General features: G+C 68.2%; 20 protein-coding genes. 5 read left to right on the plus strand and 15 right to left on the minus strand.

Going from position 1 to position 20,264, the window contains the following annotated elements; genetic code table 11:
• From V7E05_RS02405 to V7E05_RS02425, 5 genes are all read right to left on the minus strand, one after another.
• Nucleotides 1-877: 3-hydroxyacyl-CoA dehydrogenase family protein (locus V7E05_RS02405; protein WP_333618082.1), on the minus strand; the 877-nt coding region annotated here is incomplete at its 3' end.
• 9 nt (nt 878-886) lie between these two features.
• Nucleotides 887-1,708, minus strand: a complete 822-nt coding sequence (locus tag V7E05_RS02410; protein WP_333618083.1) for an enoyl-CoA hydratase/isomerase family protein — start codon at nt 1,706-1,708, stop codon at nt 887-889.
• Between the two features lie 58 nt (nt 1,709-1,766).
• Complete coding sequence (locus tag V7E05_RS02415) at nt 1,767-2,960, minus strand: acyl-CoA dehydrogenase family protein (RefSeq protein ID WP_333618084.1); 1,194 nt, start codon at nt 2,958-2,960, stop codon at nt 1,767-1,769.
• A 201-nt stretch (nt 2,961-3,161) separates the two neighbouring features.
• Complete coding sequence (locus V7E05_RS02420) at nt 3,162-4,316, minus strand: serine hydrolase (protein ID WP_333618085.1); 1,155 nt, start codon at nt 4,314-4,316, stop codon at nt 3,162-3,164.
• Between the two features lie 138 nt (nt 4,317-4,454).
• On the minus strand, nt 4,455-5,441 hold the full coding sequence (locus V7E05_RS02425; protein ID WP_333618086.1) for a helix-turn-helix transcriptional regulator: 987 nt from the start codon (nt 5,439-5,441) through the stop codon (nt 4,455-4,457).
• Nucleotides 5,442-5,556: 115 nt separating this feature from the next.
• On the opposite strand from V7E05_RS02425, the gene V7E05_RS02430 reads away from it, so the two are divergent.
• A complete protein-coding gene (locus tag V7E05_RS02430; RefSeq protein WP_333618087.1) occupies nt 5,557-6,165 on the plus strand; it encodes a mycothiol transferase in 609 nt (202 codons plus the stop codon).
• A 103-nt stretch (nt 6,166-6,268) separates the two neighbouring features.
• Here V7E05_RS02430 and V7E05_RS02435 read toward each other — a convergent pair whose 3' ends face one another.
• Genes V7E05_RS02435 through V7E05_RS02445 form a run of 3 tightly spaced genes read right to left on the minus strand, consistent with a single transcriptional unit; the run spans nt 6,269 to nt 9,152 of the window.
• A complete protein-coding gene (locus tag V7E05_RS02435) occupies nt 6,269-7,342 on the minus strand; it encodes a ferredoxin--NADP reductase (RefSeq protein ID WP_333618088.1) in 1,074 nt (357 codons plus the stop codon).
• Nucleotides 7,339-7,923, minus strand: coding sequence for a hypothetical protein (locus V7E05_RS02440; RefSeq protein ID WP_333618089.1), 585 nt, complete (start codon nt 7,921-7,923; stop codon nt 7,339-7,341). Before V7E05_RS02440 ends, V7E05_RS02435 begins: the two co-directional genes overlap by 4 nt.
• Nucleotides 7,924-7,925: 2 nt before the next feature.
• Nucleotides 7,926-9,152, minus strand: coding sequence for a Rieske 2Fe-2S domain-containing protein (locus V7E05_RS02445; protein WP_333618090.1), 1,227 nt, complete (start codon nt 9,150-9,152; stop codon nt 7,926-7,928).
• A gap of 411 nt (nt 9,153-9,563) precedes the next feature.
• Here V7E05_RS02445 and hsaA point away from each other — a divergent pair, with 411 nt between their 5' ends.
• The 3 genes from hsaA to hsaB all read left to right on the plus strand — a co-directional run bounded on the left by hsaA (nt 9,564) and on the right by hsaB (nt 12,375).
• On the plus strand, nt 9,564-10,760 hold the full coding sequence (gene hsaA, locus V7E05_RS02450) for a 3-hydroxy-9,10-secoandrosta-1,3,5(10)-triene-9,17-dione monooxygenase oxygenase subunit (protein ID WP_333618091.1): 1,197 nt from the start codon (nt 9,564-9,566) through the stop codon (nt 10,758-10,760).
• Nucleotides 10,761-10,850: 90 nt separating this feature from the next.
• Nucleotides 10,851-11,762 carry an iron-dependent extradiol dioxygenase HsaC gene (gene hsaC / locus V7E05_RS02455; RefSeq protein WP_333618092.1) on the plus strand — a complete coding sequence of 304 codons (912 nt, stop codon included), beginning with the start codon at nt 10,851-10,853 and terminating at the stop codon, nt 11,760-11,762.
• Nucleotides 11,763-11,787: 25 nt separating this feature from the next.
• Entirely contained in the window at nt 11,788-12,375 is a 588-nt protein-coding gene (gene hsaB / locus V7E05_RS02460) for a 3-hydroxy-9,10-secoandrosta-1,3,5(10)-triene-9,17-dione monooxygenase reductase subunit (RefSeq protein ID WP_333618093.1), read from the plus strand.
• A gap of 16 nt (nt 12,376-12,391) precedes the next feature.
• Here hsaB and V7E05_RS02465 read toward each other — a convergent pair whose 3' ends face one another.
• The 6 genes from V7E05_RS02465 to V7E05_RS02490 form a co-directional block, all read right to left on the minus strand.
• A complete protein-coding gene (locus V7E05_RS02465) occupies nt 12,392-12,700 on the minus strand; it encodes a rhodanese-like domain-containing protein (RefSeq protein WP_333618094.1) in 309 nt (102 codons plus the stop codon).
• 32 nt (nt 12,701-12,732) lie between these two features.
• On the minus strand, nt 12,733-13,581 hold the full coding sequence (locus V7E05_RS02470) for a hypothetical protein (protein ID WP_333618095.1): 849 nt from the start codon (nt 13,579-13,581) through the stop codon (nt 12,733-12,735).
• A gap of 225 nt (nt 13,582-13,806) precedes the next feature.
• Nucleotides 13,807-14,859 (minus strand): glycine betaine ABC transporter substrate-binding protein, encoded by a 1,053-nt coding sequence (locus tag V7E05_RS02475; protein WP_333618096.1) that lies wholly within the window; start codon nt 14,857-14,859, stop codon nt 13,807-13,809.
• On the minus strand, nt 14,860-15,681 hold the full coding sequence (locus V7E05_RS02480; RefSeq protein ID WP_333618097.1) for an ABC transporter permease: 822 nt from the start codon (nt 15,679-15,681) through the stop codon (nt 14,860-14,862).
• Entirely contained in the window at nt 15,674-16,957 is a 1,284-nt protein-coding gene (locus V7E05_RS02485; protein WP_333618098.1) for an ATP-binding cassette domain-containing protein, read from the minus strand. The genes V7E05_RS02480 and V7E05_RS02485 overlap by 8 nt, the downstream gene beginning before the upstream one ends.
• On the minus strand, nt 16,954-17,595 hold the full coding sequence (locus V7E05_RS02490) for an ABC transporter permease (protein ID WP_333618099.1): 642 nt from the start codon (nt 17,593-17,595) through the stop codon (nt 16,954-16,956). Before V7E05_RS02490 ends, V7E05_RS02485 begins: the two co-directional genes overlap by 4 nt.
• 392 nt (nt 17,596-17,987) lie before the next feature.
• Here V7E05_RS02490 and V7E05_RS02495 point away from each other — a divergent pair, with 392 nt between their 5' ends.
• A complete protein-coding gene (locus tag V7E05_RS02495) occupies nt 17,988-19,454 on the plus strand; it encodes an aldehyde dehydrogenase (RefSeq protein ID WP_333618100.1) in 1,467 nt (488 codons plus the stop codon).
• 158 nt (nt 19,455-19,612) lie between these two features.
• Here the strand turns inward: V7E05_RS02495 and V7E05_RS02500 are convergent.
• Nucleotides 19,613-20,264 (minus strand): acyl-CoA dehydrogenase family protein (locus tag V7E05_RS02500; RefSeq protein ID WP_333618101.1); only part of this gene is annotated, 652 nt, incomplete at its 5' end.

Raw genomic sequence — 20,264 nt, forward strand, 5'->3', positions numbered from 1 at the left:
TGATCCCCGCCTTTTCGCCGCCCTCGTAGACGTACCAACCGCGCCCGGTCTTGCGCCCGAGCTCGCCGGCCTCGACGCGCGCGACGACGCTCTTCGCCGGTGCGTCCGCGGGGTCGCCGGAGTCGGCGAAGCGCTGGGAGCGGATGTAGTAGCCGATGTCGATCCCGGTGAGGTCCATGAGCTCGAACGGCCCCATGGGATAGCCCAGAGCATTGCGGCAGGCCGAGTCGATGTCCTCGATGCCGGCGTAGCCGTTCTCGTAGAGGTTGAGCGCCTCGGTGCGCACGGCGTCGACGATCCTGTTGGCGACGAAGCCCGGGATCTCCTTCTCGAGGACCACGGGCTCCTTGCCGATGGAGCGGACCGCCTCGATGGCCGCCGCCATCGTCGCGTCGGTGGTCTCGGGCCCGCGCACGATCTCGACGCAGCGCATGACCAGCGCCGGGTTGAAGAAGTGGAGGTTGCAGACGCGGCCGCGGTTGTCGACGTCTCGGGCGATCGTCGAGGGCACGAAGCTCGAGGAATTCGAGGCGAGGATCGTGTGGCTCGGGCAGAGCCGCTCGAGCTCGGCGAAAAGCTTCCTCTTGACGTCGACCTTCTCGATCGCGGCCTCGACCACGAGGTCGACGGCGCACGTGTCCGCGTCGAGCGCCGCGGCGGTGCGGAGGCGCTCGAATGCGGCGGCGACCTCGTCGGCGTCGTCCTTGCCGCGCTCGACGCGCTTGTCGAGGCGCTTGCGGAGCGAATCGACCGCCCTGCCCGGGGCCTCCGGATCGATGTCCTGGAGGGTCACCTCGTAGCCGGAGCGGGCGAAGACCATGGCGATCTGCGAGCCCATGGCCCCGGCGCCGATGACGAGGACCTTGCTGATATTCATCTGCGCTCCCTATTCTCCGGTGAACTCGGGCGGCCGCTTCTCGAGGAACGCCGCGGTGCCCTCGGTCTTGTCGCTACTCCCGTAGAGCAGCGCCTGGGCGAGTCGCTCGACGACGAGTCCCGTGTTCTGATCGGCGTCCATCCCGGTGCGTACGACGAGCTTGGCGAGGCGCACTGCGAGCGGACCCTTCGAGGCGATCTTCGCGGCCGTCTCCCGCGCAGCGTCGAGGAGCTCGGCCTGCGGGACGACGGAGGTGACGAGTCCGACCCGGAGCGCCTCCTCGGCACCGAGGAACCGTCCGGTGAGGATGAGCTCGATGGCGCGGCCCGTGCCGATGAGACGGGCGAGTCGCTGCGTGCCCCCGGCCCCGGGGAGAACACCGAGCGTCGGTTCCGGGAGGCCGAAGCGCGCCTCCTCCGCCGCGATCCGGATATCGCAGGAGATCGCGAGCTCGCAGCCGCCGCCGAGTGCGTAGCCGTTGACCGCCGCGATGGTCGGCTTGGGGAACTGCTCAAGGAGCGAATAGGTGCGCTGCATCTCGGCGTCGAGCGCGGAGGCAGGCGTGTAGTTCCTCAGCTGGTTGATGTCGGCCCCGGCCGCGAATGCCTTCTCTCCCGAGCCGGTGATGACAAGGACGGAGACGGAATCGTCGTCCCGCGTGTGCTCGAGGACCGCACGGAGGTCGGCGAGCACGTCCTTCGACAGCGCGTTGCGGACCTCGGGGCGATCGATGGTGACGAGCCGAACGCCTCCTCCGCTGCCGGCGCCGCCGGCCTCGTCTTCGACTCGGAGGGTCGCCGTCACGGGTAGGGGAGCCGTAGCGCTGCTCATGGAGGAATCCTTCGGTGCTCGGCTGATCGGTCGGCTGCTGCTGCTTCTTGTTCGGTGCTCAGCGGAAGGCGTTCTCGCCGGTGAAGGCCTGGCCGAGGATGAGCTGGTGCATTTCCGAGGTGCCCTCGTAGGTGATCACCGACTCGAGGTTGGCCATGTGGCGGATGACCGGGTACTCGAGCGAGATGCCGTTGCCGCCGAGGATGGTGCGCGCGGTGCGGCAGATCTCGATGGCCTCGCGGGCGTTGTTGAGCTTGCCGAAGCTCACCTGCTCGGGGCGCAGCTGCCCCGCGTCCTTGAGCCTGCCCAGGTGGAGCGCGAGGAGGAGGCCCTTGTGGAGTTCGAGCGCCATGTCGGAGAGCTTTGCCTGGGTGAGCTGGAATCCAGCAATCGGCTTGCCGAACTGGGTGCGCTGCATCGCGTAGTCGCGCGCCGCCTGCCACGCGGAGCGGGCCGCTCCCATCGATCCCCAGATGATCCCGTACCGGGCCTCGGAGAGACTCTGCAGCGGACCCTTGACGCCCGTGGCCTCGGGGAACGCGGCGTCCGCCGGCAGCCGAACGCCGTCGAGCACGAGCTCGCCCGTGACAGACGCGCGGAGGGAGAGCTTGTGGTGGATCGTGTTCGCGGTGAACCCTGGGGTGTCCGTCGGCACGACGAAGCCGCGGATCCCCTCGTACGTGGTCGCCCACACGACGGCGACGTCGGCGACGGGGGCGTTGGTGATCCACATCTTGCGGCCGTCGAGGATCCAGTCGCCGCCCGGATCCTTGCGGGCCCTCGTCCGCATCGAGGCCGGATCGGAGCCCGCGTCCGGTTCCGTGAGGCCGAAGCAGCCGACCGTGTCGCCCGCCGCCATGCCAGGGAGCCATCGCTGCTTCTGCTCCTCCGAGCCGTGCTTCCAGATCGAGTACATAGCGAGGGAGCCCTGCACGGAGACGAGCGAGCGGACCCCGGAATCGACGGCCTCGAGCTCGAGGCAGGCGAGGCCATAATGCACTGCCGAAGAGCCCGGGCAGCCGTAACCCTCTAGGTGCATGCCGAGAAGGCCGAGCTCGCCGAAGCCCTTGATGAGCTCCCGGATCTGCGGCACATTCCCGTTCTCGAACCACTCGGCGACGTGTGGGGTGATCCGCTCGGCGCCGAAACGGCGGACTGTGTCGCGCACCGCGAGCTCGTCGTCGGAGAACTGGGCATCGAGCGCGAGCGGGTCGAGAGGATCGAAGCGGGGGCGTGCCGAGGCGGCGGACATGGGCGACTCCTGGAAAACGCTGGGACTCGGGCGGAGGGCGCCGGTGGGCGTGTGTCTCGCCGACGGTTCGGCCCGGGAATTCGTCTCCCATCCTGCCCCGTCCGCTGTTCCCATGGGCCCGATGTCGTGTAATCCGTGGGGCTGCTCCTGCGGGGCCCGCCAGGCAGAGATCAGTCGGGCGGGGGCCAACTCGAGCGGGGATCAGTCGAGCGGGTCGCGGGAGGTCTCCGGCGAGGCGACGGTGGTGACCTTCGCCAGCGCCTCGTGGAGGTACTCGTTGCGGAAGTAGGGGACCTGCGACATCGCGCGGTGGACGTCATCGGTCTGGTCGTTCCCGCTGCCGAGGGTGAAGGCGGCGACTACGAACCCTGGCCCGAAGGAGAGGCTCGAGACGGCATCGTCGTCGTTGGACCAGCCGTACTTGGTACCCGAGATGCCGGGCAGTGTTCCGGTGCCCCACAGCTGTCGCGTGCCGTCCGCGGCGCGTTTCGCCGGTGCCGTCATCCAGTCGAGGACGGGGGAGCCGGGGTCCTCCGCCCGCAGGGTCGAGACGAAGGTGGTGAGGTCGGCGAGGGTCGTGTGCGTATAGCCCCAGCCCTCGGAGTCGAGTTCGGTGTCGCGGAGCCCGTACTCGTCGATCTGCTCCGAGATGGTCTTCGTGCCGAATGTCTCCCAGACCTCGTCGGCGGCGGAGTCGTCCGAGTAGACGATCATCCGTCGCAGCAACGCTTGGGTCTTGGTCCCGGGGTGTTCGTTCTCGAGCACCCAGTCGGCCATGAGCATCTTGACGAGCGACAGCCCCGGGATCTCGGTGTCGAGATCGCGGGTGCCGAAGGTGTAACCGGGCACGCGGATGGCGACCATCGTGCGTTCGTCGGTGCGGAGCACGGGGTTGGCCGGGACGCGGAAGCTCGACGAGCACGCGTCCGGGACGTTTCCCGCGGGTCCGTTGACCACGAGCGTCCCGCCCGTGAGGCAGCGTTCGCCCGAGAGGACATCCGAGTCGAAGGCAGCCGAGTTGGGGCCGTCGATCTCGCTGCTCGAGGCGGTGTTGGCGACCAGGGCGCCGCCGGTGAAGCCTGTGGCGCTGCCGGTGCGGGCGCCTGCCGTGCTGCGGTTCTCGTCCTGGCCTGCAGTCGGTGCGAGCCCAGGCGCGCAGGCCAGGGCGACGAGCACGGTGACGAGGACGAAGACGGGAGTTGCGATCCGCGCCGAGGTGCCGACGAGGAAGCGCTCTAACACATGGGTCGCGCCGCGGCTCGGGGCTCCGCTGTGGTCGGGGGCGGGCGTCCCGCCGGAGGGCACGCCGGAGGGAGAGGGCGCCTGCGCCCGTGCCGTCCGACCCACCCTGCCCATGTCTGCCGATCCCCCTTATCCGCCCATAGTCTAGGCAGATAGGCGCCGGTCTCCTACTACGAAGGCGAGGATTCGGTTGCCCTGTCAGCGTCCGTGACGAGGCCCGGGGCCGCCCCCGGCGCGCCGGATCCCGCGAGATCAGTCCTCTGCGGCGCGCCTGAGCCGGGCGGCCACTCGCGCCATCCCCTCGCGGAGCTCCGCGGGTTCGAGGATCCGGAACTCCCAGGGAAGGTGCGCGAGGTGCCGCGCGATCGAGTCGATATCGCTGCCGGAGGTGCGGAACAGTGTCCGGTTCTCGTCGTCCGGATCGACGGCGAGCTCGACGTAGGGGCTGGTCGAGAACTGCCGCACCGCGTCGATCGGGGCGTCGACGAGCACGGAGACGGGCACCTCCCACGTGTCCGCGGGCCGGGTGGCGCCGACGGCGGCCTCGGGTGGAGGGACGTCCTGCCGCGGCACGAACGCCGCTGTGAGCGTCTCTTCTCCGGAAATCCGATCCACTCGGAACGAGCGCCAGTCGTCCCTGTCGAGGTCGAATGCCTGGAGATACCAGTGTCCTTGCGCGGAGACGAGCCGGTGGGGCAGGACGGTGCGCGAGGTGCTGCGGCCCCTACTCGTGACGTAGTCGAAGCGCAGTCGCCTGGCGTCCCGGATCGCCCGGGAATAGAAGAGCAGCGCATCGGGGTCGGTCGTGCTGAGGCGGGAATCGTCGAGTGCCACGGTGCTGCGGACGATGGCAGCCACCTGCTCCCGGAGCCGAGAGGGCATGTGCTGTTCGAGTTTCGTGAGCGCGCCGAGCGCGGAGTCGGGTACGCCGGCTTCCGCGGCACCCGGTGAGGTGTGCCCGATGGCGCCTCGTAGGGCAACGGCGAGGCGGACGGCCTCGTCGTCATTGAGGAGAAGGGGCGGGAGGCGGCGACCCGGGCCGAGCCGGTATCCGCCACCCACGCCCTGCGCCGCCTCGACGCGGTAGCCGAGTGAGCGGAGGCGATCGACGTCGCGGCGGACAGTGCGCTCGGTCGTGCCGAGTTCCTCGGCGAGCTCGGTGCCCGTCCACATCGTGCGGCGGCCGAGGAGGTCGAGAAGAGAGAGGAGACGCTCGGTGGTGGAGACAGAATCGCCCATGGCAACGAGACTAATCCGGGTAGCGGACGGAATCTGTCCTATAGGGAATGGAGAGTCGTAGGTGCAGGACAAGCCGAGGCGGAATCGCCGCCGCGATCTCGAAAGGACCACCGTCATGCCGCTCTTCGCCCCCGTCGAGAAGTCCGACAAGTCCGCACTGCTCGCGCAGATGCGTCATTCGATCACCAACGCTCGGGACGTGTTCCACGGTCTCGATGCGGATCAGCTCCGCTCTCGCCCCGTTCCCAGCTCCGAGGCCACGCTCGGTTGGCTCTTCCTCCACATGGGGGAGGTCGTCCTCGAGTGGGGGCGGCGCGCGGCCGCAGCTCCCGCGGACCCGTACGCCGTGATGTCGGTGGCCGAGCAGATGGGCGCCGGCGCTGCCACGACCACCATCGCGGACGGAGAATCCGCCGAGGACGTCCGCGCGCGCTTCGACTCGCACACCGAGGAGGGGCTTCGCTCGTTCGAGTCCGCGGAGCTCGATACCGAAGTCCCGGTGCCCGATGCGCCGTGGTACCCCGAGGGGCAGGCGCCCTTCGATGTCCGCTGGATCTTCTTCCACGTGCTCGAGGAGCTCCACCGCCACTCCGGGCACGCGGACATCCTCCGCGAGGCCATCGACGGAAAACAGATGTACGACCTGCGCGCGGAAGCCGAGGGCATCGACATGTCTTACATCGAGACGTGGTTCGCCGCCCACGCCTCCGAGCTGGGCGGCTAGAGGCCCCGGACCCCGTAGCCCCCGCGAAACCACGGACCTCCGTGCACGACCCCGGCCACGCGGCCAGGGCATGCGCGGAGGTCCGTGGTCGGCGCAGAGCGCGCTACTCGTTGTACGTGATCTCAACCCGGTCCGATTTGGGGACCAGCTGGCAGCCGAGCACGTAGCCGTCCTCGACCTCCTCCGGCTCGAGGATGCCGTTGTGCAGCATCTCCGCCTCGCCGGACTTGAGGATGCAGGCGCACGCCGAACACTCGCCCTTCCGGCAGGAGAACGGAGCCTGGATCCTCTTGGCCAGGAGCACGTCGAGGAGCGGGGTGTTGCGGGGCCACGAGACCTCGTGGACCTCGTCGTCGAGCTCGACCACGGCGGTTGCGGGGGACTCGTTGTCCTCGCCGGGCTCCTCGATAACGACCTCGGCGAACGGGTCGCCCTCGATCGAGGAGAACACCTCCTGGTGGATGAGGTGCATATCGGCGCCCGAGCGGCGCAGGCCGGCACGCGCGGACTCCATGAACGGCCCGGGGCCGCACATGTACGCGTGCCGCCGGGCGGCGACGGGCTGGAGGATGTTGCCGATCATCTCCGGGGTCGCCAGGCCGGAAAGCGATTCGAGCCAGTGGATCACCGAGAGGCGGTCCGGGTTCTCCTCCTGCAGGCGCTTGAGCAGGTCGCCGAAGATCACGGACTGCTCGTCGCGGTTCGCGTAGAACAACACGATGTGGCCGGTTCCGCGGGCGAGCGCGGTCTGCAGTATCGAGATCACGGGAGTGATCCCCGAACCGCCGGCGAGGAGGATGAGGTCCTGGTCGAAATCGTCGACCGTGAAGATCCCCGACGGCGCGAGGACGTGCATCGAATCCCCGGCGGCGACGTTGTCGCACAGCCAGTTCGAGGCGTAGCCGTCCCGCGTGCGCTTGACCGTGACCCGGAGCCTCGAGGCCGATTCGGCGTCGTCCGGCGCGCTCGAGAGCGAATAGCAGCGGGCCACCGAGCCCGTGCGCTCCGAGGGCACGCGCAGCGTGAGGAACTGGCCGGCCTTGTAGCGGAACCCCTTCTCCTCGCCGGCGGGAACCGCGAAGACGATCGACTTCGCCTCAGGGGTCTCCTCGATGACCTCGGCCACCTCGAGCTCTCGGACGAAGGAGCCCAGCTGCGGTTCGGGGGTCTGGCTCATGATGGCGGAGCGTCCTTTCCTCGACGGCGGTCCCCTTCGCCGTGCTCGGGAGCAACGAACAGGGGGTTGACCATGTGTTCTTCGTCCTCCGGATCGACCCCGGAGGCGAGGGTGATGATGCCCTCTGCGTAGGCGTGCTTGATGGACTGGCGCATCTTCGGGCACGTGGATTCGCGCTCGAGATGCCACTGGTCGCGGAGCGGGCACGTGTCCGTGGCCTTCCGTGGCCACTGCACCGACGTGTGCTTCTCGCTGTTCTTGCGCACCTCTACTTCTGCATGACAATACCGACACTCGACCGGCTGATAGCCGTTTGCCGTATATGTCTCGCGGTCCTTCGCGGTGGCAGCCTCGAGCTGCGCGCGGCGGTCCGGCTGGTCGTCGAAGGTGGGCGCCCTCCGGTTGTCGACCTCGCCGGTACGACGGCGATCGGGCGGGACTATCCGGCCGTGTTCACCGTGCCCGCCGAACGCCTCCTGGATGGCGCCGGCGGCCTCCTCCGCATCCGTCCACGACGCGCTCCCGTCTGCCGGGTTGCGCGAAGCGGCATGGCCGGGGGCGCGCGGTGCGTCCGCCGTCATCGCTAGGCCTTCGTCGCGGCGCCGGAGTCCGCAGCCGCTCCGGCCGTGTCCGCGTCGGTTGCCCGAGCGGCCTCTTCCTCCTCGCGGATGCGCATGTTCTCCGCGACCTCCTTCTCCCAGTACTCGTTGGCCGCGGTGGTGTCGACCTCGAACTCGAAGCGCTGGGTCATCTCGTCGGTGACGTCCTCGCGGTCGACGTAGAACTGGTCGTACCAGCGGCGGAGCTGGTACACCGGGCCGTCCTCCTCGCACAGGAGGGGGTTGGCGATGCCCGTCTTGTTCTGCCAGATGCGCACGTCCTGGAGGAAGCCCTCGCCGAAGAACTCGGCGACCTTGTTGGCCATGGCGTCGGCGCTCGCATCGTCGAGGCCCTTGGGCTTACGCACCTTGAGCCCGTACATGAGGACGAAGGAGTTCTGGGTCACGGGATAGTGGCAGTTGATGAGGATCGACTCCGACTTGAAATCCCCGTAGAAGTTGGTGAGTGGGTTGATCATGTAGCTCGGGCCGTAGTAAGCCGCGATGGACTCGAGCTTGGTCTCGCCGTACTTGCCGCCCGTCGGATCCTTGTCCGGACGGTTCCGCGTATTGAGGTACTGCGCCGCGACCTGCCCCTCGAAGACGTTCTTGAAGTACGTGGGGAAGGCGTAGTGGATGTAGAAGAAGTGCGCCATGTCCACGACGTTGTCGACGATCTCCGCGGCCGGGGCGTTGTCGATGTAGAGCGAGTTCCACACCCAGTCGGTCCACTCGTCCGAGGCGGCCTCCTCGAGCACGGGGATCGAGGCGTAGTCCTCCTCGGTGGGCTTCTTGCCCTCGTGGTCGTGCCAAACGAAGAGCTGGCCATTGCGCTCCATCGTGGTCCAGGTCTTCGTGCGGGCGCGCAGCGGGACGCGCTTGGCGTAGGGGATGCCCTTGCACTTGCCGTCCCCGCCCCAGCGCCAATCGTGGAAGGGGCACGCGATGTTCCCGTCCTTGACCGTTCCCTGGGTGAGATCCCCGCCGAGGTGGCGGCAGTAGCCGTCCAGCACGTTGATCTCGCCGTCGGCGTTGGACCACACGACGATCTTCGTGCCGAAGGCCTCGACACCGTGCGGCTCGCCATCGCGGAAATCGTCCGCGAGCCCGATGCAGTGCCATCCCCGCGCGTAGCGGGTGCGCTGCATTCCGGTGTCGATCTCGCGGGCCTCTCCGGCGCCGGCGGGCTTGGGGGTAGTCGGGGTGGTCATCGTGATCCTCCTTGGCCGGGGTGGAACCGGGGTCGAACGGGGTCGAGCCGGGGTGCGGACGGGCGAAGCGGCGCGGAGTCGCGTGAGTTACGAACGGGTCGGGCCCCGAGAGCGGGCGCCGGACTGCAACGAGTTGCAGGCGGTGCGAGCCCTCCCGCAGCGTGCCCTCCAGGTGGATATTGGCACGTATGCGGGGCCGTTCCCGCCGATTCGCCGGAATCGGGTAGTACAAAACTAGAACGTGTTCTAGTCTAGGGCGCGTGGCACGGATCTCACAACGTTCCCGAGGAATCGGGGCGATGTGGATCGGTAAATGCCGATCGACGAACGACGAAAACGCGTCAACACCACCTGGCTTCGCTGCCGAATTCCGCGGACGGGCCGATGGACCGATGGAAAGGTGCAACCACAATGGCAACTCTTCTGCAGTCGAGCTCGACTGGAGTCACAAACGAGGTGCTCGACCGGATCGATGCCCTGCTCGACGGGTTCCGCGAGCGCGCGCAGGAGACCGAGGACCTGCGCAAGGTGCACCCGCAGAACATCGCCGAGCTCGAGGAAGCCGGCTTCTTCCGCATCTGCCAGCCCAAGCAGTGGGGCGGGTACGAGGCCGATATGGAGGTCTTCTACACCGCGGCCCGCAACATCGCCTCCGCGTGCCCCTCCACCGGCTGGTGTGCCTCGATCCTCGGCATCCACGCCTGGCACCTCGCGCTGTTCCCGCAGCAGGCGCAGGAGGACGTGTGGGGCAAGGACTCCACCGTGCGGATCTCCTCCTCGTACGCCCCGATGGGGGCGGCGAAGAAGACGGACGACGGCCTTGTGCTCAACGGCCGCTGGTCCTGGTCCTCGGGCTGCCAGCACGCCGACTGGGTGTTCGTCGGCGGCCCGGTGCTCGATGCCGAGGGCAAGATGGTCGACTTCTGCACGTTCCTCGTCGAGGGGAGCCAGTACCGGATCGATGATGTCTGGCACGTCGCCGGGCTCAAGGGCACCGGCTCCAACGACATCGTCGTCGAGGATGCCGTGATCCCCGCCCACCGCGTGCTCTCGTTCGGTGACATGGGCCGCGGCATCGCGCCTGGCCTCGAGGTCAACGACAACCCCATCTACAAGATGCCGTGGGGCACCATCCACCCGACCACGATCAGCACGCCGATCGTCGGTATGGCGTTCGGCTGCTACGACGTGCACCGCGAGCACCAGCGCGAGCGCGTCCGCGCCGCCTTCGGCACCAAGGTGAAGGACGATCCGTTCGCCAAGGTCCGGCTCGCCGAGGCCGCCGGGGACATCGACGCCGCGTGGCTGCAGCTCATGCGCAACGTGCGCGACGAACAGGCTCTCGTCGAGGCGGGCGAGACTCCGAGCATGGACCTGCGCACTCGCGCCCGCCGTGACCAGGTCCGCGCAACGCAGCGCTCGATCGACGCGATCGGGCTGCTCTTCCAGAACTCCGGCGCCCGGGCGCTGCAGGAGACCTCGCCGATCCAGCGGTTCTGGCGGGACGCCAACGCCGGACGCGTGCACGCGGCGAACGAGGCCACGAAGGCGTACATCTCCTACGGGCAGAACGAATTCGGCGAGAAGGTCACCGACTCGATGGTCTAGGACTTCGCGCCACCACGGGGGCGCCCGGCCCCAGGGAAGGGCCGGCGCCCGCCGTCATAGACAGATGTAGAGGGAACGAGGAGAGCGGCTATGGCCATCAGGAATCTCGGGTACGTGCGGATCACCGCGACGGACCTCGGGGCGTGGACGCAGTACGCGCGGAAGGTGCTCGGCATGGTGGTCGAGCCGCAGGGCGGCGAGGGCACCGATGCGTGGGCGCTGTTCCTCCGCATGGACGACTACCCGTTCCGCTGGCTCATCGAGGCGGGCGATGAGGACAAGCTCGGCTCGGTCGGCTGGGAGTGCGCCAACTCCGAGGAGCTCGACGACGTCAAGAAGCGCCTCGACGCCGCCGGGATCGAGTGGCGCGAGGCGCCGGACGCGCTCAAGACCGAGCGCATGGTTCACGGGATGATCCTGTGCACCGACCCGGCGGGCTTCGAGCTCGAGATCTACCACACGATGAAGTTCTTCTCCCGCCGCCTCGAGCTGCCGTACGGGCAGCGCTTCGTCACGGGGAACCAGGGCGCGGGGCACATCGTGCTCTCCACCCCCGACGAGGTCGCGGCGCTCGAGTTCTACCGCGACGTGCTCGGCTTCTCGCTGCGCGATTCGATGTCGCTGCCGCCGGAGATCGTCGGCCGACCCGCGGACGGCGAGCCCGCGTGGTTGCGCTTCCTCGGCTGCAACCCGCGCCACCACTCGCTCGCCTTCACCCCGTTCCCCAATCCCACCGGGATCATCCACCTCATGGTCGAGGTGGAACGCACTGACGACGTGGGGCTCGCGCTCGACCGCGCGATGCGGAAGAAGGTGAAGATGTCGGCGACGATGGGCCGGCACGTCAACGACCTGATGATGAGCTTCTACATGAAGACCCCGAGCGGCTTCGATTGCGAATTCGGCTGCGAGGGACTGCAGGTCTCGGACGAGGAATGGGTGTCCCGCGAGTCCACCGCGGTCTCGCTGTGGGGGCACGATTTCTCTGTAGGGTTCAAGTAGCGCGCGAGCGAAGGGACGGTTTCTCATGCCGGAAGACCAGTCTGTGACGGCGTCCGAGCCGAATTTCACGTCGCGAGAATTGCGCGATGCCCTCGGGCAGTTCTGCACCGGGATCACGGTGATCACGGCGGTGGACGAGGGCGCGCCGGTGGGCTTCGCCTGCCAGAGCTTCTCCGCGCTGTCGCTCGACCCCCCATTGGTGCTCTTCTGCCCGATGAAGACCTCGGGTTCGTGGCCGCGGATCGAGCGCACGGGCCGCTTCGCCGTGAACATCCTCTCGGAGGAGCAGGAAGACGTGTCCTCGACCTTCGGGCGCCGAGGGGAAGACAAATTCGCCTCGATCGATTGGTCTCCGAGCCCGCTGGGCTCCCCGGTGATCGACGGGGTGATGGCGTGGTTCGACTGCCGAATCGAATCGGTCCTCGACGGCGGTGACCATTGGATCGTGCTCGGCCGCGTGAGCGACCTGGGGCCGACCGACCGCTCCGACCGTCCGCTGCTGTTCTATCGGGGCGCGTACATGCGGCTCGAAGAAGACGTCGTCGACCCCACGCCCGAGATGATCGAGCTGGAGAACTTCATCACATCCTCCGGGCCCGACACCTGGCTTTAGGGGTTCGGGTTTTCCTCTATGCGCCCTGCTCGGTGCGCAGGCCCGCGGCGGCGGCGCCGCCGACGTTCTCCCCGAGCACGTGGGCCTCGATGCCCTGCGCCGCGAGGAACTGGGCGGCGCGGGAGGCGCGGCCGCCGACCTCGCAGTGGATCCAGAGATCGCCCTCGGGGATCTCGGACTGGCGCTCGGGCAGCTCGGCGAGCGGGATGTGGACGGCGCCGGCCACGTGGCCTGCGGCCCATTCGTCGGGCTCGCGGACGTCGAGGAGCACGACGCCGGAGTCGAGGGAACCGTCGGTGGCGGGGATATCGGTAAATGACTGCATGGTTGCCAGGGTAGCGGTGGGACAGCTGAGGGCTAGTCCCATCCGCCGTCCGACGATCCGGTGTCGCCTCCCGAGTCGCCCCCTGTGTCCCCGAGCGTGCCGTAATCAATCGGTGCGCTCCCGCTGCGACTTCGCGCCGACAGGGCTCGGAATAGCGGGCTCAGAGCGATGTCCGGTCGGCGGATAAGAGCAAGCGAACCGAAGAGCGCCGTAGCGAGCGGGAGTGCCCATGGCCCGTACGGCGCGTAGTCGGGCACACCCTTCGGGGAGAGGTGGGCGAAGTCCTTTCGCGCACGCTTGACGACGGTCCGGGCCACCGCGAGAGCCTTGCGGCCCGGCGCAAAGAGCAGGACGGGCAACCAGTACGTGAAGAAGAAGAGGATGAACGCAGCTCCGCCCGCATCGCGAAAGGATGCCCCGTCGCGCCAGGCGACGATTCCGATAGCGCATTCGACGGCGAATGCCACGCCGGCGATCCACGAGGTGATGGTTTTCGTTCGGTTCCCCTTTTCCAGAGGAACGGCGAGACCGCCGTCCTCTATGCGTCGGCGGATCGCATAGAGCTCCTCGCGGCAGGCGTCCACGGCGTCGGCGCCGTCTGTCGAGCGCCAATCGAGGGTGCTGACCCGCCCGACGAGCGGGTCATGTCTCTTGGCGCCGGGATCGGACGTCGTGCTCGCCATCGCAGTGAGGAGGGATCGACGAGCGCCTCCTGCGAGAAAGGCGAGATCGGAAACAGGGAGCAGACGATAGTCGAAAGCCTTTGCGCGCGTTCGCAGCGGTCGAAGGACGCGGATCCGAAAGCCCACCCAGACGACGATGGAAAGGGCTGCGGCAATAACGCCGGTGGCGGCCATCGCCACGACGTGTTCGTCGCTCATATCGTCCCGTCCTACTCGGTGGATGCGCCTATCGAGCGCAAAGGTTCAGGCATGCTCTGTACATGGACTAGCCACGGCTGCCGGACACGTGGAAAAGCGCCCGCGCGGTATGTGCCGTACGAGCGCTTGTCCGCGCCGAATGTTCCGGACGAAGGCCGCTGCGGAGTGCTAGCGGCGAAGTCGGCGGGCGCACGCGGGGCGCCGGGCGTACCGGCGCCCCGAACGTTACTCGAGGAAGCCTTCGCTCTGGAGCCACTCGAAGGCCACGTCCGCCGGGTCCTCGCCGTCGACGTCGATCCTGCCGTTGAGCACCTGGAGGACCTCATTGGTGAGCTTCTTGCTCACCGCGCCGATGAGCTCGGCGATCTGCGGGTTATCGCGGAGCAGCTCTCCGTTGACCACGCCCGAGAGATTGTATTTCGGGAAGAACTGGCGGTCGTCCTCGAGCACGACGAGATCGAGGGCGAGGATGCGCCCATCGGTGGTGAACACCTCGCCGAAGGTGCATGTGCCGTCGGCGGTCGCCGCGTACACCGTTCCCGTGTCGAGAGTCGATACCCGGCTCGGCGGGGGCGCGGGCAGGTCGTATCTAGCGAGCCACGGCTGGAAACCGTCGTTGCGCGCAGCGAACTCCGCCTCGACGCAGTAGGTCTGTTCGTTCTCGGGGATCGAGGGGATCTCGGACATTTTCGTGATCCCGAGCCGCTCCGCCGTCGCCCGCGGGGTGGCGAAGCTGTACGTATTGTTCATGGGCGCCGGGGGAAGCCACGCGAGATCGTTCATCACCGCGTCCTCGTCGCGCACGGCCTCGTACTGCTTCTGCTCGTCCGGGATCGGATCGTCGTGCTCGAGATAGGACACCCAGGCTGTGCCCGTGTACTCCCAGCTGAACTTCGAGTCCCCGGACAGCATCGTCTGGCGCGAGGTGTTCGACCCCGGAGCATTGGTGAGGTCCTTGACCTCGGCACCGGCTGATTTGAACAGCTCGACCGCCATCTTCCCGAGCAGGATCTGCTCGGTGAAGTTCTTCGACGCCACCGGAATCGCTACGCCATCGAGGTCTATGCCCTCGACCGGCCCGGCGAGCGTGCCGGACGGCGTGAATCCGCCGGCGGTGCCCAGCCCACAAGCCGAGACCGTGGCGGCGAGGATGAAGGCGGACGCCGCGGCGCCGAGGCGCTTCCAAGTTCCTACGCGTCCACGCGCGGTGCCCGCGTCGGCCCGGGGGGCGGCGGAAGGCTGCGACGTCATTGCCGATTTCGTGTTCGTGCCTGACATCTAGAGTCCCTTCGGCTTGACGACGAGCTCGAGTACGCGCGCAAGCCATTCGATGGCGAGGGCGAGTACGGCGACGAAGATCGCGCCGGACACGAGTACGGAGAAGCGGAACAGCGTGATGCCGGTGGTGATGAGGCTGCCGAGCCCACCGGCGTCGATGAAGGTCGCGAAGGCACCGGCGCCGACGAGGAGGACGAGCGCCGTCCGCGCACCGGTCATGATCACCGGAACAGCAATCGGCAACTCGACGCGGAACAGCACCTGCAAGGGCGACATCCCCATCCCGCGCGCCGACTCCTTGAGCGCGGGATCGATCGAGCGCAGCCCGGTGATCGTATTGGCCAGCACGGGAAGGAACGCATAGATGACGAGCGCGAGGACGGCGACGGGGACGCCGAATCCCAGCCAGATCGCGAGGAGGACGATGACGCCGATGACCGGCGCGGCCTGGCCGGCATTCGCGATCGCAGTGACGATCGGGGCGGCCGTCCGCACGCCCTTTCTGGTGAGGAGGACCCCGATGGGCACTGCGGTGATCATGACGATGACTGCCGAGATGACGACGATCTTGATGTGTTGCCAGAGGAGGGTCGCGACATTGTCCCAGGCGAGCTGGCGTAGCTCGATATCCCCGAGATCGGCGTTGGCGCGCCAGATCGCCCAGCCCGCGAGGACAAGGACGATGAGAATGGGGATCCCGAACAGGAGGCCGCGATCCTCGGGGCTCAGCGCGGAGCGGGCACGCTTCTTCGGCGCCGCCTCTGCATCTGTCCGGCCGGCGCCTGCGTCGATCGGGGCTCCGCCGGGTGCCGGGCTACTCATCGCCGGTCACCTCGCCTGTGGAAGCCGTCGGCGTCCCGATCACGGTGCCATCCGCGGCGGCAGAACTCCCGGCCGCCTCGTGCGCGGCCTGCGTGGAGGAGCGGAGCAGTTCCGTCACCGCATCGAAGGTGACGAGGCCGGTGAACCGGCCGCGGTTGGTGACGATGACGGCGGCGTGCGAGGACTCGAGCATCTGGTCCATCGCGTCGTTGAGCGTGGCGCGGTGGTCGACGATGGGGGAGTTCTCCGGGTCGAAATCGGGGACCTTCGACCATTTGCGCAGCGTACGCAGCCAGAGAAACTCGCGGGGCCGCTCACGCGCGTCGAGGATGAGCACGGAGTCCTTGCCCGCGGCGGATACCCGGGCGATGACCTCTGCCACGTCGTCGCCTACATGGCACGTCTCCGGCTGTTCCAGCTCTGCGTCGTCGACCCGGAGGAGCGTGAGCTGCTTGAGCTTCGAGCCCGCGCCGACGAAGTCGGCGACGTAGTCGTTCGCGGGGGCAGAGAGGATCGCGTCGGGGGTGTCGTACTGCGCGATCTCCGCGCCGACGTCGAGCACGAGGATCCGGTCGCCGAGCTTTACCGCCTCGTCGATGTCGTGGGTGACGATGACGATGGTCTTGCGCAGCTCCGACTGGATCGACATGAGCTCGTCCTGGAGGCGCGTGCGGGTGATCGGGTCGACGGCGCCGAACGGCTCGTCCATGAGGATCACAGGCGGATCGGCGGCTAGGCCGCGCGCAACGCCGACGCGCTGCTGCTGCCCGCCGGATAGCTCGCGCGGGTAGCGGTCGCGGTACACGTCCGGGTCGAGGCCGACGAGGTCGAGCAGCTCGTCCGTGCGCGCCGCGATCTTCTTCTTGTCCCAGCCGAGCAGCCCGGGGACGATGCCGATGTTCTGCTTGACGGTCATGTGCGGCAGGAGCCCGCCGCCCTGGATCACGTACCCGATCTGACGGCGCAATTCCGTGGGATTCGAACGAGTGATGTCCTTGCCGCCGATGGTGATCGTGCCGGACGTGGGCTCGATGAGTCGGTTGATCATCTTGAGCGAGGTCGTCTTGCCACAGCCCGAGGGGCCGACGAACATCACCATCTCGCCGGCGGGGATCGTGAGCGAGAGGTCGGTGACCGCGGGGCTCTTCTGCCCGGGGTACTTCTTGACGATGTTCTCGAGCACGATGTCGACGCCGGTGGTCGTGGAGTCTGCGGCCGAGCCCTGTGTGGATCCCGAGCTGGATCCCGAGCTGGATTCCGGGGTGGACGAGGTCATGCGCGAAGTCCCTTCGAGGTGGTCAGGCGGCCGACGAGAACGAGGATCGCGTCGACGATGAGAGCGACGATGACGACGCCGATGGTGCCCACGAGGGCGAAGTTGAGTGCGTTGAGTCCGCCGATCTGCGAGAGGCCGGTGAAGATGTAGGAACCGAGGCCCGGCCCGAGGACGTAGGCGGCGATCGCCGCGACGCCCATGGACATCTGGGTGGAGATCCGGATCCCGGTCATGATCACCGGCCACGCGATGGCCAGCCGCACGCGGAAGAAGACCGCGACGGGGCTCATTCCCATGCCCCGCGCCGATTCGACGAGGCCCTGGTCTACGCCCTGGAGGCCGACCACGGCGTTGCGCAGGATCGGCAGGGTCGCGTAGAAGACCACGACGATGATCGCGGGAATGGTGCCGATCCCGAGCAACGGGATGAGCATGCCGAGGAGCGCGAACGAGGGGATCGTGAGACCGACGGCGGAGACCGCGTTGGCGACGGGGGCGAGCTTGGGGAGCGATGTGACGAGCGCGGCGAGCAGCAGGGCGATGATCGTGGCGATGACGACCGACTGCACGACGAGGCTCGCGTGTTGGTACGCGCGGAAGAGGATATCCGCCCAGCGGTCGCTGAGGAACTGGCTCACGTCCACCACCTACGAAGGCGCGCGGTCGGAGCCCCGGCGGCGCGCCGGGGTCTCGTGTTGATGTTCATGAACAACAACCCTAGGCCCAAAAACCCCTGAAACCCGGCTAACAAGGAAATGAGACCAAAGGTTTACCCGTTGGAAAAACGGAGGCCGCGTTGAGTTCTGCGTGCACGAATGGGTGCGCATCCTGATTGGGGAAAAAGGATCACCGCGAGTCGAATTCTTTATCTGCCCCCGGCACCCCTCTTCTCCTCCGCATTCTCCATGTTTGACGGCGAACGTCCGGGATTTGAACACAGCTACCGGCAGCGGCGGTGTGAGAATGGTTCCCACAGCGCGAATCATGTGATCTGCGCCACAATTCTACGAAGCATGAGCACGTCATCGTCATGAGCAGCGCAACGATCGACACCGGCATTATCGAGCGGACCGAGTTCTTTATCGGTGGAGAGTGGACCCGCCCCGCGGGTACCGCGACCATCGACGTCATCTCCCCGAACACGGGCGAGCTGATCGGGCGGGTCCCCGAGGGCGCCACGGCGGACATGGACGCCGCCGTGGCCGCCGCGCGGCGCGCATTCGACACGCCCGGCGTGTGGTCCGACCTGGACCCGTCCGAGCGCGCCGCGGCCCTTCGTCGCTTCGCAGACGAATACGAGGCGCGCGCAGAGCAGATCGCCGCGAGCGTCTCGTCGCAGAACGGGATGCCGGTGTCCGTGGCCAATCAGCTCGAGGCCATGTTCCCGCCGGTCCTGCTCCGCTACTACGCAGACCTCGTCGAGGGGCAGGGGCGCGATGTGCGCGACGGCCTCCTCGGCGGGCAGATCGAGGTGCTCCACAGGCCGATCGGCGTGGTCGGCGCGATCGTGCCGTGGAACTACCCGGAAACGCTCGCGGCCTTCAAGTACGCGCCCGCGCTGGCCGCCGGCTGCACGATCGTGCTCAAGCCCTCGCCGGAGACGGTGCTCGACTCGTTCCTCCTCGCCGAGGCGGACGAGGCCGCGGGCCTGCCCGCCGGCGTGATCAACATCGTGCCCGGTGGCCGCGAGACCGGCGCCTACCTCGTGGAGCACCCGCGGATCGACAAGGTCGCGTTCACCGGATCGACGGCCGCGGGCATCACTATCGCGCAGTCCTGCGCGAAGCTCCTGCGCCCCGTGACCCTCGAGCTCGGTGGCAAGTCCGCGTCGATCGTGCTCAACGACGCCGACCTCGACCTCGAGAAGATCGGGCAGGACCTGTTCGTCGCGACGCTGGTGAACAACGAGCAGACGTGCTTCCTCGGGACCCGCGTGCTCGCGCCGAGCTCGCGCTACGACGAGGTCGTCGACGCGTTCGCGGCGTTCGCCGATTCGATGGCGGTCGGCGACTCCCTCGAGCCCGCGACGCAGATCGGCCCGATGGCCACCTCGCGGCACCTCGAGCGGGTGCAGGGCTATATCGATGCCGGGCGTTCCGAGGGTGCGCGCGTCGCCGCGGGCGGCGGCCGCCCCGCCGGCGCCGATGCCGGCTGGTTCGTTTCGCCCACGATCTTCGCCGACGTCGACAACTCCGCGACCATCTCGCGCGAGGAGATCTTCGGACCGGTGCTCTCGGTGATCCGCTACGACTCCGAGGACGACGCCGTGCGTATCGCCAACGACTCCGAGTACGGGCTCGGTGGCTCCGTGTGGAGCTCCGACCCCGAGCGGGCGAAGGGAGTCGCGTCTCGCGTGCGGACGGGAACGATCGGCGTCAACCGCTACCTGTGCGACCCGGCGGCGCCGTTCGGCGGTGTCAAGCAGAGCGGCATGGGGCGCGAGCTCGGGCGCGAGGGGCTCGCCGCGTACCAGGAACTCACGTCGATCTACTTCTAGTTCTCGGCGTCGCTGCCGGGGCGGGGTGCGGATTTCGCCCCGGTCTTCGGCGCGAAGGGGCCGGGCGATCCGTGGTTAGGGTCGCCCGGCCCTTTCGCGTTTTCGGGCGAGGTCGCGCGTTCGTGGCGAGGCCGCTTGCTCGAGAGGTGGCCGGGCGGTCAGGCGAGGCCGGCGGCCGGCTCGAGGGCCTCGGCGAGTTCGTGGGGCTGACCGAAGAGAGTCGCCAGCCCGTGGGCGCGCTTGAAGAACAGGTGGGCGTCGTACTCCCACGTGATCCCCACGCCGCCATGGAGCTGGATGGACTCGCCGGCGATCCACTGGAACGCGCTGGTCGCGGAGACCTTGGCGGCCGCGGCGTCGATCTCGGCGGCGCGGGCTGCCTTGCGGAACGCGGAGTCCTCGGCGGAGGCGCCGGTGGCCTCGGCGCTCGGGCCCGCGAGTTCGAGGGCCCGTGCCACGGTGGCCGCCGCGGCGTACGAAAGCGAGCGAGCCGTTTCCGCGCGGACGTACATATCTGCCATGCGGTGCTTGAGCGCCTGGAAGCCGCCGATCACGCGGCCGAACTGCTTGCGCTCCCCGGTGTAGGCGACGGTGTGCTCGAGCACAGCGCGGGCCGCGCCCACGGCCTCGGCGCTCGCCACGGCCCACGCCACTGCGTTGAGCAGGCAGAGTGCCTCCGGGCGCATCGCCACGCGGCGCGCCTCGACACCGTCGAAGGTCACGGTGGTGAGCGTGCGCGTGGGGTCCATGACGGGCTCGCGCCGCCTTTCGACGCCCGGCGCGTCGGCGGGGCACACGAAGAGCGCGGTG

Origin of the sequence: Dietzia sp. (assembly GCF_036741115.1) — a bacterium.
Lineage (GTDB): Bacteria > Actinomycetota > Actinomycetes > Mycobacteriales > Mycobacteriaceae > Dietzia.